Origin of the sequence: Vibrio sp. SG41-7 (assembly GCF_014164465.1) — a bacterium.
GTDB lineage: Bacteria > Pseudomonadota > Gammaproteobacteria > Enterobacterales > Vibrionaceae > Vibrio > Vibrio splendidus.
On sequence record NZ_JACJFF010000126.1, the window covers coordinates 1 to 14343 of the forward strand.

Annotated in this window: 12 protein-coding genes and 4 pseudogenes; 7 read left to right on the top strand and 9 right to left on the bottom strand. The window is 40.7% G+C overall.

Features of this window, described 5'->3' with window-relative positions; genetic code table 11:
• Positions 1–114 (top strand): annotated as a pseudogene (locus H5300_RS21990) (IS630 family transposase); the annotation flags it as partial.
• 8 nt (positions 115–122) lie between these two features.
• Positions 123–560, top strand: a pseudogene (locus H5300_RS21995) (DUF3187 family protein); the annotation flags it as partial.
• A 221-nt stretch (positions 561–781) separates the two neighbouring features.
• Here the strand turns inward: H5300_RS21995 and H5300_RS22000 are convergent.
• Both H5300_RS22000 and H5300_RS28520 read right to left on the bottom strand, forming a co-directional pair.
• Positions 782–1075, bottom strand: a complete 294-nt coding sequence (locus tag H5300_RS22000) for a hypothetical protein (protein WP_182796910.1) — start codon at positions 1073–1075, stop codon at positions 782–784.
• A gap of 293 nt (positions 1076–1368) precedes the next feature.
• Positions 1369–1584 (bottom strand): transposase, encoded by a 216-nt coding sequence (locus H5300_RS28520; RefSeq protein WP_182796917.1) that lies wholly within the window; start codon positions 1582–1584, stop codon positions 1369–1371.
• On the opposite strand from H5300_RS28520, the gene H5300_RS28525 reads away from it, so the two are divergent.
• Entirely contained in the window at positions 1565–1744 is a 180-nt protein-coding gene (locus tag H5300_RS28525) for a zinc ribbon domain-containing protein (protein ID WP_405055147.1), read from the top strand. The two genes, H5300_RS28520 and H5300_RS28525, sit on opposite strands and share 20 nt — an antisense overlap.
• A 113-nt stretch (positions 1745–1857) precedes the next feature.
• Here the strand turns inward: H5300_RS28525 and H5300_RS22015 are convergent, their stop codons facing one another.
• On the bottom strand, positions 1858–3576 hold the full coding sequence (locus H5300_RS22015; RefSeq protein WP_182796918.1) for a diguanylate cyclase domain-containing protein: 1719 nt from the start codon (positions 3574–3576) through the stop codon (positions 1858–1860).
• A gap of 321 nt (positions 3577–3897) precedes the next feature.
• Here H5300_RS22015 and H5300_RS22020 point away from each other — a divergent pair, with 321 nt between their 5' ends.
• Positions 3898–4530 (top strand): TfoX/Sxy family DNA transformation protein, encoded by a 633-nt coding sequence (locus H5300_RS22020; RefSeq protein ID WP_182796919.1) that lies wholly within the window; start codon positions 3898–3900, stop codon positions 4528–4530.
• Positions 4531–4701: 171 nt separating this feature from the next.
• On the opposite strand, the pseudogene H5300_RS22025 reads toward H5300_RS22020, so the two are convergent.
• A pseudogene (locus H5300_RS22025) lies at positions 4702–4985 on the bottom strand (IS66 family transposase zinc-finger binding domain-containing protein); the annotation flags it as partial.
• Between the two features lie 228 nt (positions 4986–5213).
• On the opposite strand from H5300_RS22025, the gene H5300_RS22030 reads away from it, so the two are divergent.
• The 3 genes from H5300_RS22030 (at position 5214) to H5300_RS22040 (ending at position 7970) form a co-directional block, all read left to right on the top strand.
• On the top strand, positions 5214–6005 hold the full coding sequence (locus tag H5300_RS22030; protein WP_182796911.1) for a transporter substrate-binding domain-containing protein: 792 nt from the start codon (positions 5214–5216) through the stop codon (positions 6003–6005).
• Positions 6006–6274: 269 nt separating this feature from the next.
• Complete coding sequence (locus H5300_RS22035; protein ID WP_182796912.1) at positions 6275–7222, top strand: amino acid ABC transporter permease; 948 nt, start codon at positions 6275–6277, stop codon at positions 7220–7222.
• Between the two features lie 13 nt (positions 7223–7235).
• A complete protein-coding gene (locus H5300_RS22040) occupies positions 7236–7970 on the top strand; it encodes an amino acid ABC transporter ATP-binding protein (RefSeq protein ID WP_182796913.1) in 735 nt (244 codons plus the stop codon).
• Positions 7971–8383: 413 nt separating this feature from the next.
• On the opposite strand, the gene H5300_RS22045 is transcribed toward H5300_RS22040, so the two are convergent.
• The 5 genes and pseudogenes from H5300_RS22045 to glgC form a co-directional block, all read right to left on the bottom strand.
• Complete coding sequence (locus tag H5300_RS22045; protein WP_259397906.1) at positions 8384–9067, bottom strand: CatA-like O-acetyltransferase; 684 nt, start codon at positions 9065–9067, stop codon at positions 8384–8386.
• Positions 9068–9161: 94 nt separating this feature from the next.
• Positions 9162–10631, bottom strand: coding sequence for a glycogen synthase GlgA (gene glgA, locus H5300_RS22050; RefSeq protein ID WP_182796914.1), 1470 nt, complete (start codon positions 10629–10631; stop codon positions 9162–9164).
• 85 nt (positions 10632–10716) lie between these two features.
• The gene (gene glgB, locus H5300_RS22055; protein WP_220503553.1) at positions 10717–12918 is read right to left on the bottom strand and encodes a 1,4-alpha-glucan branching protein GlgB; all 2202 of its coding nucleotides are present in this window, start codon (positions 12916–12918) and stop codon (positions 10717–10719) included.
• Positions 12919–13022: 104 nt separating this feature from the next.
• Positions 13023–13613: a DUF2913 family protein gene (locus H5300_RS22060; protein WP_182796915.1), complete on the bottom strand. Its 591-nt coding sequence runs from the start codon at positions 13611–13613 to the stop codon at positions 13023–13025.
• A gap of 245 nt (positions 13614–13858) precedes the next feature.
• Positions 13859–14343 (bottom strand): annotated as a pseudogene (glgC, locus tag H5300_RS22065) (glucose-1-phosphate adenylyltransferase); the annotation flags it as partial.

Below are 14343 nucleotides of genomic sequence, written 5' to 3' on the forward strand. Positions count from 1 at the left end.
TTCAAGGAAGCCATAGACCAATTTTTTACTGTAACTCTTCCAGAGATTGCAGGTTCGTTGACGTCTCGAATCAATGACAATTTTCAGGTGTTTAAGCCTGCATCTTCAAGTTGATTGGGTATATATCCGTAGGCGGTTCTTTATTTTACAATAATGTACGAGATGGTGAGTTTGAGAGAACTAGCTTTGAGCAAGGAATTCAGGCGAATTATAGCTTTCTTACCCCTAGGCATCGTGTATTTTCGACGGTTGGTTTGGTACACCGTAATGGTGATGGTTATATCGATGACATTGTAAGTTTGGAAAATTACAGTGGTAGTTGGGCTATAGGATATGAATTCTTGTTTAACAAGCATCATAGTATTCTTATTGAGTCATTGAATTACCAAGGTTGGGCAACTGATGATCCTGATTTTTCTAAGCCCTCAAATGAAGTGGTTCTTGGTTATCGATATAGTTTCAGGCAATTATCACTTGAAGCTCTGATGGTTGAAAATATACGAAATATGGATAATAGCGCGGATATTGGGTTTAGCCTCGGTCTTCGATTTTTACTATAATTGTGGTTCATGACTTCAGTCTCTTTATTCTGTGAATATAGCAAACCACGGTAAATTCCCCGGGCATGCCGCAGGGGATTTTCCAATTTTATAAGATCATTGGCTGGAAGGCGTACGTAATCTTTCTTTTAAGCTTGAGTCGTTCTCCAGGTGTTTTAAATAGAGCCAAATGTTGGAATTAAGGTCTTGTTTTAAGAGATAGGGGAGTTATTGAGGAGCTTTTATGAGGTCTTTTTAACAAACTCACATTCATTAATCTTTGCATGTCGAAGCAATGTAGGAGTTGATATATTGTGTTTCTTTGCGACATCTTTTTTGAATTTAAATTGTCCAGAAGAGTAGTCTGACAGTGCTTGTTCAATTTTATGAGCCAGTGCTTTATGCTGTTTTTTCAAGTTGCTGTTGCTGTTGCTGTTGCTGTTCCCGCTTTTGTTTTTTTTCCAACGTGTTAGGGATTGTAAATGTTCTGATTTTAGCACGTGAGTTTGTACGCTGGTTTCTTTGGAATGTGGCATAGATATCTTTAATTGTGTGTATTTTACTTTATCAAATAAATTTCTTTAGATGGAAAGCTTCAGTTTTTATCGCCCCATCTTTCTTTGGAAAAAAATGGAGAAATATTGTACAGCATTCAAGCGTGTGAAGTATAGTTTTATTTGGTTTTTGTAATGTTTGTTAAGATTTTTTTCCGTAAAAGGAATGGATAAAAGATTGAATCTAAAATCAGTAATTTCGCCGTAACCCTTACTCAATCGAGCAATGTCTAACAAAAAGAAGCATCGCCCGATAGGACAGTGAGCAGTCACCATCATAAATGGCTGGGGTTCCCCTGCGACGCTGCTGGAAGGGGAATTGCCAAAAAGGCACACGCCCCTACGAAATAGCCACGACTCCAAAGAACGTTTTTGTTAAATGCACCTGCCACATAATTAAACTTTCTGCGTATCCTACTTGAGCTAGTGACTTTGAGTTCTGTAGACAATTTGAGTATAAACAGGCTTGGAATGGTGGCATTGGCGCTCAATACACAAGTCCAAACTTGCCCTTGTTGTGGACACGTGTCGAAAGATAACCGCGAAACTCAAGCACATTTGGAGTATGTAGAATGTGGCTACACCAACAACGCAGATATTGTTGGTGCTTTAAATATATTAGAGCGAGGACATCGCTCTGTTAGCCTGTGAAGTAAGTGGTGTAACAATGCCACCAGCAACAAGAACCTGCTGTTAAAACAATTTAGCGCACTTAGTAATGGGAATCCCCCACCGAAACAAGCAAAGCTAGGTGGGGGAGGATGTCAAATTTTTTCTTTCCATATAGCTGAGCGACGAGCAAAGAGTTTGACTTGCTCTGCCTTTATAAAGGTTGAATCAGAAGTGCTTTCTGTACCAGAAAGCCCAGCGTGTACTTCGGGCGAGAGTATCGAATCTGGTGTTGCAACCGTTTTGGATGCAATGGCAAGTTGGCATTGTTCTAGCTGGCATGTAGCATCTGTGATATTGCAGGCCTTAAACAAGACGGCAAATGCTTTTCCATCAAGATGAGCAAGACATAAGCCTTTTGGTTTTGGGAACTGTGAGCGTATTGCCTCGGCTGTGACCCGTATAATTTGATTACTAATGGCTTTGCCATAACTGTGCTTGATGTCTTCCCAGTTATCGATATCCAGCAAAGCGAGATATGTATCAGGCTCGTTAATATAATGATTAAGAGCCAAACGGAGGCTACTTTTATTGTCTAGATTGGTTATCTGGTCTTTACAATTGATTTGATGTTTGAGTAATAAATGAGATAGAGAAACCTCAGCGTATTCTTTTATAAGGTGTAAAATATTTTGATTTATTGGAAGCTTAGTACTGACATAGATGACGGCGATTAGTTGGCGCCCTGTATGTAATGGAATACGATAGTGAGGTTGACGTATTTTGAGCTTCTGCGCTAATAGATCAGACTCTTTACCTGTCAAGTAGTCGATGTTACCAGGTGTGAATCTGTTTGCTAAGGATGGGTCAGTAAGAACTGTGGTTTTATTACCGTGGTAGTCAAGAGTGTTGAACGCATGGGTGTCCGGTTGATATAAGCAGAATTGTATTCCCTTGTTATATGTAAAACTATCAAGGGTTGCTTTTAACTCATGCTTAAAGTTTTCTAGATCATCAGCCTTATTAAGGCGTCCTAGCAACACTTTCATTTGGTGCGTGAGATAGTTTGCACTAGTCCATAAAAGAAGCAGAGAGCCAAGAGCGATAGCCGTTAGCGTGAATTGGTGTGAGCTAGTGAGAATATCTTGTCGATCTGTGCCTGCAACAAGTACTAGGTTGAGGTCGTTGTCAACATTGAATACAGAGGCCTTAAAGTGATTCTGAAAGTAATATTCGTGTTGGCCGCTGGTTTCACCTTGTGAGATTCGTTGGCTTATCCCTGCGTTAAACCTGACTGATTTTGACCCAATACGTTTTGGATTAGGGTGGAATACTAGCCTTTCTGTTGCCAGATCTACTATATACACGTAGCCGTTGTTGAGGACCTTAAGCTCTTTCAATCTTTGTGTCGTGTGCAAGAGATCAAACTCAATCCAAAGTTCATCAGTAAGGTTGCTTTCGTCGAGGTATTTGATGGCAAAGACCCAGTGGCTATTGGACTTTTGATAGATAGACGAGATATAAAAGCCTTCTAGCACGCTGTTGAGTGAATGCCACTGTATTGAGTCTACCTGGTCAGTCGGAAGGGGAAGGCCTCGAGTCGCAATGTATTCATTAGTTTGAGGGTAATATCGAATAATATCAGTAACATTAGGCGTTTTTGTAATGATTTCATTGCTGATTTCATTGAACTCCTGGGTGTTCTCTGTAACTGCTATAGGAAGGTTCAAACTTGTTTGCAAATAATAGAGCTTGCCGAATGTGGCTTCGATAGTTGAACGAATAATTGCGTTTGCAAAACGGATGTTTGAGGACGCTTCATCAGTGGCTTGTTTTTCTATTTTTTGCAGTTGCGCAATGGCAAGATAGACCATCCCGACAATTAATAAAATAATGTATGGTTTAAAAAGCCGTATTAGTGTTTTAGGGAGGGCCATGATATCAAAAGACGTTATAGGTTCATTTTATAGTCCGCTATACTAAGCTTGTTCAACAAGTTCATCAATCTAAATAATTGGCTTTGTTAGCGCTAAATGTTGAATTAATTAGAGCGGCATCTTTGATTTTGCCGAATCATTCAATTCGTCTAATGTATAAAACATGTCGCAGCGACATTAGTAGGAGAGGATATCTCAGTTTTTCCAAAGTAAAGAAAATTACGCTCAAAAACGGTATAGTTAGAAAGCCCTAAATAAATATCGGAGCCCCTTATGCATGATGCATTTTCTATTAAAATGGTGAATCTATTTAGCCCGCTAGGGGAAATAACATTAAGGTCAATGTTTGGTGGTTTTGGTTTGTTTGCTGATGGTGTTATTTTTTCCCTGATTAAAAATGAACACTTACACATTAGAAGTCATGAAAGCACTAGACATGAATTTAAAAAACGAGGGTATAAAGTCTATTCGTATGAAAAGCGAGGTCTCCCCGTCATGACGCGTTATTACGCTGTACCGAAAGATGTAGTGAACGATAGTAAACAAGTTATTCAGTTAGCTTCGGAGGCGCTTTATTACTCAAAAAAAGAAGTGCCTTCTAAATATTTAGCCGTTCCTGTTCGCATTAAAGACCTTCCGAATCTACGCATTAGCACGGAAAGAATGCTTAAAAAGTCTGGTATTGATTCGGTTGAATATCTACGTGAACTAGGCGCATTAGAGGCCTTTTTAACACTTAGAGACTCACATCACTTACCAATCGCAGTCGAGTTGCTTTGGTTCCTTGAGGGGGCGATCAATGGGATACATTGGTCTGTTGTTTCTCAAAAGAGAAGGGAAGAATTAAAAAAGCAGCTAGAGCAACAAGGGGAGCAAAGCTACAAGAGTTAAAAGAATCATCTGTTCAATGATGTCTGACGGTCCTGGTCCCAGGTGGTAGTGTGAATCGTAAAGCAGGAAATGTTACGCTAAGACGGCTTCTGGATGAGTCAACATGGGCATATCGAAACAATGTTAAGGTTGGTAACTGGTTAATTATGAATAGACCAGATAGCGCTTGCCAAGAAGCCAAAGATATCTCCTGGAAAGCTCAGCAGCGATTATGCTTCCGTTACCGAATCTCTTGGGGATAATGCTTTGTGGCGCTGGCTTTTGAACGATGTGGTTGTTGCCTTCAGTTTGCTCACACTGACGACAAGCATATTCAGGACGAACATATTTCAACACTTTGAGCCCGGTTGGTGATAACTCAAGTTTCTCACTGCGGTCTTCACCGATTTTATGAGACTATGTTGGCAGCAAGCGCACTGCTTTTCATGGTCGTTTAAATCAAGTTCGATAACTTCAATTAGATCTAGCTGGTTGCATTGACATGATTGCCTGCTGTAACTGCCTTGAAGTTTTTGGCTAGTCCTAAAAATATTATACCTAGGTGTAGCCATTTCGCGTAAAACCTCGCCCAGGGATGGCGGTGAGTCGTAACCTAACGCTTTTAGTAATTATGTAATTAATAATGGTTTTTTATGCTTTTTTAATGTATAAAGCAACATTTATTAGACGGTAAAGGAATATCAATGAGAAAGTTAATATATGCAACAGCACTGGCGTTATCAGCAGTGTCTACCCCAACTCTTGCAGATTCAATCTTGGACGACATAAAAAAGACTGGCGAGCTAAAAGTTTGTTTCGATGCGGGTTATATGCCGTTTGAAATGACTGCTAAAAATGGTCAATATGTAGGCTTTGATATTGATCTTGGGAAGCAGATGGCGCGAGCAATCGGCGTAGATTATGTTCCAGTGAATACGGCCTGGGATGGTATTATACCGACATTACTTACGGGTAAGTGCCACCTTATCATGGGAGGGATGACCATCACTCCAATGCGTAACACTCAAGTTAATTTTGCTGAACCTTATGTGATTATCGGTCAGTCGGTTCTTCTTAACCCAAAACATGAGGGTAAAGTGACGAGTTACCGAGATTTAAATAACGCTGATTTTGTCGTTGCAACAAAATTAGGTACGACAGGCGAGCAAGCCATTAAGCGTTATCTACCTAAAGCGAAAGCCAACCTGTACGAAACACAGTCAGAAGCGGTTCTCGAGGTAGCAAACGGTAAAGTTGACGCTTTCATTTATGATTTACCGTACAATGCAATCTATAACGCTGAAAATAAGGACCAACTGGTTCATTTATCTGAACCATTTACGTTTGAACCTCTTGGTTGGGCGGTACCTCAAGGGAACCCGGACACACTTAACTTCCTAAATGGATTCTTACGCCAAATTAAAGGTGATGGTACGTATGAACGTATTTATAACAAATGGTTTAACGATGACAAATGGTTAAAGCAGGTTAAGTAAGCCCACTTTACTCTGTGAATACAGAAAACACGGGTTTACCCGTGGCTGAATGCCAACTCCAAAATTACAGCGTCAGCTGTTTGTAATCTTGGTCAACGCTTTAGCCTTGTCATGGCAAGTACCCTGGGCATGCCCGGGGTACTTTTTTATTTTATTGATTAAGGCTTAGTTCTATAACTACTCAGTCTACAACATGGGTTAGGAATTGGGGCTGAGTCTTTTTCTATCAATAGTTTCACTTTTTTCATTTCGGTAAAGTCCAAAGTCACATGCAAAATAACCTTAAATCTTTATTGTGGAATTCAGTTTTTGTTCTGGTCTTATTTTCAATTTGCGGTCTTATATACGCATCAGGAAAGCAGATCGATTACAATTGGAACTGGGAGCGAGTTCTTCCTTATATTGCCACTAACGCTGCCACTGCTATTACTGCTACAGAAGATGGTAATATTGTACTCAATGCTAACAATCAACTTGTTTTAGAGAGTCTAAGTGGTGATGTAGTAGTTGAGCTAAGTAGCTATCAGTCAGTAGATGTATACGAAGGCGACTTAATTTTCGAAGGCGATACGCTTGCGACAATTAAAGAGTGGCGGATTGGTCCCATCCTAGAGGGGATCATTACCACGATTAAGATTTCCTTCTGCTCTTTGATCATAGCCTTAGGTTTAGGGCTTGTAATCGGCTTGATGCGAATATCGGACAATCCAGCACTTAAGAAGCTTTCTATTATATATATTGAGATTATTCGAGGTACACCTCTTCTCGTTCAAATTTTCATTGTGTATTTTTTTATCGGCACGGTACTTGATTTAGAAAGATTTACGGCTGGTGTCATTGCGCTTTCTGTTTTTACGGCAGCATATGTAGCTGAAATTGTACGTTCGGGTATTCAGTCGATACCTAAAGGGCAGATGGAAGCGGCACGCTCGCTGGGGATGAATTACCCAAAAGCGATGATATATGTCATTTTACCCCAAGCTTTCAAGCAGACACTTCCCCCTTTAGCGGGGCAGTTTATTAACCTAATTAAAGATTCGTCATTGGTTTCAGTTATCTCTATTACTGATTTAACAAAAGCAGGGCGGGAGGTTGTGAGCAGTAGCTTTGCTCCATTCGAGGTCTGGTTTACTATTGCTATACTCTACTTGATTTTGACTAGTAGTCTGTCCTGGGCGATCCAAATATTAGAAAAAAAACTGTCAGCAAGCGACTAATTAGGAGTAAGTAATGGAAAGCATTATTTCGGCGAAGAAAGTTAACAAAATCTACCCTAATGGTTGCCACGCCTTGAAAGATGTCTCGGTTGATGTAAAAAAGGGGGAAGTGATTGTAATCGTTGGCCCATCAGGTTCTGGTAAATCAACTTTCTTAAGGACGATCAATCAACTAGAACTAATCAACAGTGGCTCGATCGTTGTCGATGAGATAAATATGTATTCAAAGTCTACGGACATCAACAAGCTTCGTGCGGATGTTGGGATGGTATTCCAAGGGTTCAATTTATTTCCTCATAAGACGACACTCGGTAATGTTATGTTAGCGCCACTTAAAGTTACGAACCGCGATGCGAGAGAAGTTGAGAAAGAAGCCAAAGATTTACTTTATAAGGTAGGTCTTGGTGACCGTATGGATAATTACCCTAACCATTTATCCGGTGGGCAGCAGCAGCGCGTTGCTATTGCACGTGCGCTAGCAATGAAGCCTAACATCATGTTATTTGATGAACCAACCTCGGCTCTTGACCCGGAAATGGTAGGGGAAGTGCTTGATGTGATGAAAGGCCTTGCGCAAGATGGGATGACAATGGTAGTTGTCACACATGAGATGGGGTTTGCAAAAGAAGTTGCCGACCGAGTATTATTTATGGAAAATGGCGAATTGTTGGTTTCTGATAGCCCAGAGAATTTCTTCGATAAGCCGAGTAACCCTAGACTTAGGACATTCCTGTCAAAAGTGCTGTAATCTACTCACGATCAGATTTGTCGTACTGGGTGCCCTCCTTAACACAAAGCGCTAATGGGAGGGCGCCATTAATATGTCTAATAACAAGCTTCTTAATTAAAGGCGGTAGGGCTCTTGTTTATATATTGAAGTTAACTACCACGCCGTAAACCACCTCCGACCTTACTCATTTTTATTCTGTTGACACTGAAAAGCACGAACTTGCCCGTGGATGGTTGCAATTTTGGTCAACGCTTTCGCACGGTCACGGCAAGTACTTCAGGTATGCCCAGCGGTATCTTTACATGTATAAAATAAATATATACTTACAGAACCATATTGAGCAGAAACTGTCTGAATAGCTAAGATAAAACCATCTATTGTTTACACTCGCCTAGAAATTACGTGAATACCTGCGTTGCAACAGTCCGATTTCAATCTACCTCAAGCTTTTGGTTTTCTTCTGGTTGATTGTAAAGTGCCTGAAGAGCGTCAATGAATCGGCCGACATGCAATCCATCCATTAGTCCATGGTGGACTTCAATGGATAATGGCATCGATATTACTCCGGCTTTATCTGTTAACTTTCCAAACGCAATCTTAGGGATGCTATCCCTGTAATGAGTATCTCTTGCATGGCTGATACTTGTAAAATCTAACCACGGTAAAACTGTTAAATGAACTGTATTTTGAAGGATATCCTCACCAAGAAATTGCTCGAGGGTGAATTTGGAATCTTTCATTTTTTGTTCTGTTTCCAACGCGTTTTTACTGAAATTAGAGAGATTGTCTGAGTAAGGTATTTCACAAAAACGGACGGTTTCATCACTAGCTAAAGCTGTTGTACTAATCTGTATCTCTTGATAAAGGCGTAACTCATCACCAACTAGACGATACCTCATGGGTTCATATTGATTTAAAGCTTTTTGAAGCAGGTATAAATAAACGTGAGTAAATCGATATTGATGCTGTTTACAGTGGTGATAGAGTTTAGTTACGTCAATGGACACACAAATATTGTACCAAGGGTGTGATAAGCTATTGAAAAAATTCAAGTGTTCGGACCTAAGCCAAGAATCTTGGTCGATAATTGTGTAAGTCATTTTAATGTTTTGCATGGATATCTCTTCCGTAATCCGAAGCGTCGGTGAGGAAATGCCATTCCTCATGAGTTATTTAAGAGTAGTCTTTTATCTTTTCCAATAATCCACCTTAACAAGAGGATCCTTCAAACGTGGTTCTGTACATTTTCAAATAGGACTTCGCTGCGCTTTTCCAAGTGAATCTTTGTTTCATTGCGTGAAGTTGCACTCGTTTAAATTCGGCAGGGTTTTGTGTATATAACAATAGAGAACGATGTAAAACTGCGAGGAAAGCTTGAGGCGTCGGTTCTTGAAACACAAACCCTGTGGCAACTTCGGGGCTATCATCATAGTGATGTACCGTATCTTTCAAGCCACCGACCGAGCGTACAATAGGCAGAGTGCCATAAGCCATACTATAGATTTGATTTAAACCACAGGGCTCAAATTCAGATGGCATTAGAAAAAAATCGGAGCCGGCTTCAACTAAGTGCGCGAGTTCATTATTATACGCTTCAATAAAGACAAATTTATTTGAGTTGAGCTTAGATAACTCTTTAAGTTGGCTTGATAAAGCGGGCTCCCCTGTGCCAACAATCACGACTTGAAGATCATTTTTCAAAAATTCATTAATAATGGGGATAAGGTAGTGAACGCCTTTTTGATTAGTTAATCGGCAAACCATCCCGTACACAGCGCAATCAATTTGAGGCAAGCCGACATCTTGCTGAAGTTTTTTCTTACAAGTGGATTTCCCGGAAGCCACACTATGCTTTGTCGGTTTGTATTTTCGTGGGAGATACGGGTCAATCTCCGGGTTCCAGTCATCATAGTCACAACCATTTAAAATACCCCAAAGATCTTGTGAGCGATGTTGAAACTCAAGAGCCATACCCTGGCTACCGAGTTCCGTTTTTAATTCTTCAGCATACGTCGGGCTGACTGTATTAATCTTATCTGCAGATAGGACCCCCGCTTTTAGCATTGAGATATGAGAGCTACTCACAGCAGAAATTTTTGAATGGCGACTATGCATTTCAGGGAGGCATTGTAATTCGTCATATGAGAATATGCCTTTGAACACAGCATTATGGATTGAAATAACACTACGCATCTCTTTATAAAAACCATGCTCTCGATAGCGAGATTTCAATAAGAATGGAACAAGGCCGGTATGCCAGTCGTTTGCATGGACAATATCAGGTTGAATCCCCAGCTTAGGTAACATATCCAAACAAGCGGCACTGAAAAATGCAAAACGCTCTCCATTATCGGCATAGGCTTGGTTATTTTCTGCATACATTTCAGAGCGCCCGAAGTATTGCTGACATTCGATTGCCAAAACATTAAGCCCGTCAAAATTGAGTGTCTTAACCTTATAAGCTGTGTGAGGCCAATGCTCTAATTGCGTTGAAAGAATCACTTCAGCCGACTCAATATTAGCGATTTTTCTGTATGCGGGCATTACCACGCTAACGTCTTGTTCGAGCGCTTGTAATGCTTTGGGTAAGGCCTTAGCCACATCAGCTAGACCGCCGCTCTTGATTAAACCATCAACTTCAGTTGCTACAAATAGTATCGAAAGATTCTTAGTCACCAATTTTCTCCTTTAGAGATTATTATTTACTCATTTAAAGTGTGCTGTCTTGTTAAAGCTCATCGAAATTATGAATACCGTGTTAAATCTATAGAACAATAGTTTCTGTTTTATTCGATAATTTGTAGAACACGGTGGAAAGAGGTGGCAGGCAAAGTGTTAGAGATTGAATTAAGCCCTCACTGCTCTCATCTTGAGTCTGAGCTGTTTTGATCGTTGCAAAGTTACTACCGTTGTACTTAGCATCATCGGTGTTTAGTATAAGTTTATAAGTACCCGGCAAAGGTACACCTAATCGAAAATGCTCCTGGGGTGTTGGTGTAAAGTTTGTGATAATTAAGATGCGCTCACCATCGAGACTTAGGCGTTCGTGCGCCAAAATTGACATTTCGTTTGCATTTTGTAAACGCCACTCAAAACCTTTGGGGTCACAGTCTAATTCATACATGGCCTTTTCTTTTCTGTAGAGTTTATTGAGATCACGTACCAGAGTCTGTATACCTTTATAACGTTCAATCTCTAATAAGAACCATTGCAGCTGAGCATCATGATCCCATTCCGCCATTTGACCAAACTCAGTCCCCATAAAATTCAGTTTTTTACCGGGCTGAGCATACATATAACCTAAATAAGCTCTTAGGTTCGCAGCCTTTTGCCACTCATCCCCTGGCATTTTTTTATGGAGAGAACCTTTGCCATAGACCACCTCATCGTGAGATAGGGACAATACGTAGTTCTCACTGTGTGCGTAAACCAGTGGGAAGGTAATCGTATCGTGGTGGTACTTACGATTGATAGGGTCTTCTTGAATGTAAGATAGACTGTCGTGCATCCATCCCATATTCCATTTAAAGCCAAACCCTAAGCCACCTAAAAATGTAGGCTCTGAAACACCGGGGAATGCTGTTGACTCTTCGGCAATGGTCATGGCATTTGGGAAGTGCTTATAAACCTCTTCGTTCAGCCATTTCAACGTTGCGATAGCATCGTAGTTCTCGTTACTACCGTCGATGTTTGGAATCCATTGATCGTGATCGCGTGAATAGTCAAGATACAACATAGATGCTACAGCATCGACACGTATACCATCGACATGAAATTGCTCAAACCAATAAAGTGCATTCGATATTAAAAAGCGACGTACGTGCTCACGGCCTAGGTCGTAAATGTACGAAGTCCAATCTTGATGCCAACCACGCCGAGGATCCGGGTCGTGGAAGAGCGGTGTACCATCAAAATATGCCAAACCATGTTCATCACTTGGGAAATGGGCGGGTACCCAATCAAGAACGACACCTAGACCTGCTTGGTGGCATTGATCGACAAAGTATTTAAAGTCATCCGGAGAGCCAAAACGACTGGTTGGTGCGAATAGACCGACAGGCTGATATCCCCAAGAGCCGTAGAACGGGTACTCTGAAACAGGCATCAGTTCAATGTGGGTATACCCTAAGTCTGTTAAGTATGGGATCAGCTCCGCAGCCAATTCACGGTAGTTGAGAAAACCGCCGTCAGTGTTACGTTTCCAAGAGCCTGCATGCAGTTCGTAAAACGATAAAGCTTCTTTACGTTTTTCTGTGACAGGACGACTTTGCCATTTGATATCATTCCATTCATAACGATTATGATCGTAAGTCACGGAGGCTAATGATGGGTACTGTTCAGCATGTGCACCCCAAGGGTCTGCTTTATGCGGTAGGTTTTCACCATTTGGGCCTTTTAATTCAAATTTGTACAATGAACCTTCTGGAAGGTCAGGGATAAAGATCCCCCAGAGACCATAGTCTAGACATTGCATAGGGGTACGTCTGCCGTCCCATTGGTTAAAATCACCGATGAGACTGCATGCCTTTGCGTGGGGGGCGAAAACTAAGAAGCGAATACCAGATATTGTTTTACCACCTCGCTCGAAAGTGACAAATTGAGCCCCCATTTGTTGGTACATCTCTTTTGGGGTATGTAGAGCATCATAGGTTGCATATAGGTCATGATATTGGTATGGGTCATCAATAATCTGCTCTGTGTTTCCCCAGTTGATAGAGAGTAGGTAATGAGTTTGATGGAGATTGATCTCCTGCGTAAGAATAAAGCCAAAGACTCCTTCTCGTTCTAGTTCAATTCGCTTATTGTCGGTAACTAATATGACATTTTCAGCGCCAGGCATCCAAACTCGTAATGAGCCATGTTCTGATTCGATGAACGGACCAATAAAAGAAAATGGGTCAGCAAAGGATGCATGTGAAAGTTGTTCATATCTTTGGGTTGTATTTTCCGAAGTTACATTTTTCAATTCAATTATCCTCTAAATAAGCATTCATTTTAGGGGCTTAGACTCTGATATAGTTCAGTGCCAACCTTTTGTTCTTTGAGGTTAGTTTAAGCGTCGACAGTAATCTATTTACGAGATAACAACATGTGCGTTTCGGCTGTGTCGTTAATGCCGATCTCTTCAAGTTGATACTTTCCAAATTCTCTAATAGCTGAAATTAACTCATGAAGTCGGGATGTTTTAAGCGTAATCGATAACGGTTTTATCTGATTATTTTGTGCATCAAAACCTTTCTCTATCGCATCGCTATTCATATAAATGATATCGGGTTCCATTTTCTGACCTCTACATTTTATTTTTGAACCAAATTGGTGCTGTTTTGACAGCTTAGAAAATAAAATGTACAACTCATCGGCATGAGACCAACGGGTTTCGTAATCAAGGTTTGCTTTATTAATGAAAAGCAATTTTTGCTCCAAGTTACCATTTAGGCTACGGCCAATGATCAGAAGGGCTTTTAGCTCTTGTTTGCAAGCTATGAATTGAGGGAGTTTGACTTTAGGTTTAAGATACTTTGTGAGAAAAGCATTTCTTCTTTTTACACTCCAAAAGCCTCCGCTTATATTGACCGTTGAGTACAGGGCTATTAATGAAAGTGGAATTAATTCATTAAGTGCTTGATAGTGTTTCAAATTGCGGTGCTTCGTCCAAGTCATGTAAATGACGCCTCCCCATATTAAACGTAAAGGTTCATTCAAAAGCTTTATTTCGCATCCTAAATGAAGAAGGTATGTAGGTATACTGGTATTCTTCAATCTGTAATTCAGTTAAATAGTAGCGACCCCTGTTATCTCGTTAATCATAGTCAATCACGGTGAAACCCGTGATTGTTGAGATACTATCCGATTACGGGGAAACCTATTGTTGCCTAAAGGATCGTTCTAAAAGAACGATCCTCAATTTAGACTCCAATGTGGGCACCTTTTGGAATGACCACTATGCCATTTTCGGATACATGGTATCGCTTACGGTCTTCAGAAAGGTTAACACCAATTTGAGTACCTGAAGCAATAGTGGCACCTTTGTCTACAATCACCCGACGAAGAATACAATTATCGCCAATTTTAACATCACCAAGTAAAACCGACTCGGAAATATCACAATCTGCTGCGATGTTACTACGGAACCCAAGTACAGACTTCTCAATACGAGAGTCTCGAACATAACTTCCGTTACAAACTAAGCTATCAATAATCTGGACACGTCCATTTTCAGAGTCGGTAAATGTCGCTGGTGGTAAGGGAGGGTAGTAGGTATGTAGTGGCCATTTTCTATTATAGAGAGAAAATGGCGCATCCTTCTCAAGAAGGTCCATGTGAGCTTGCCAATACGCATCTATCGTGCCGACGTCACGCCAATAAACTTCTTCTTTCTCACCCGTAATAC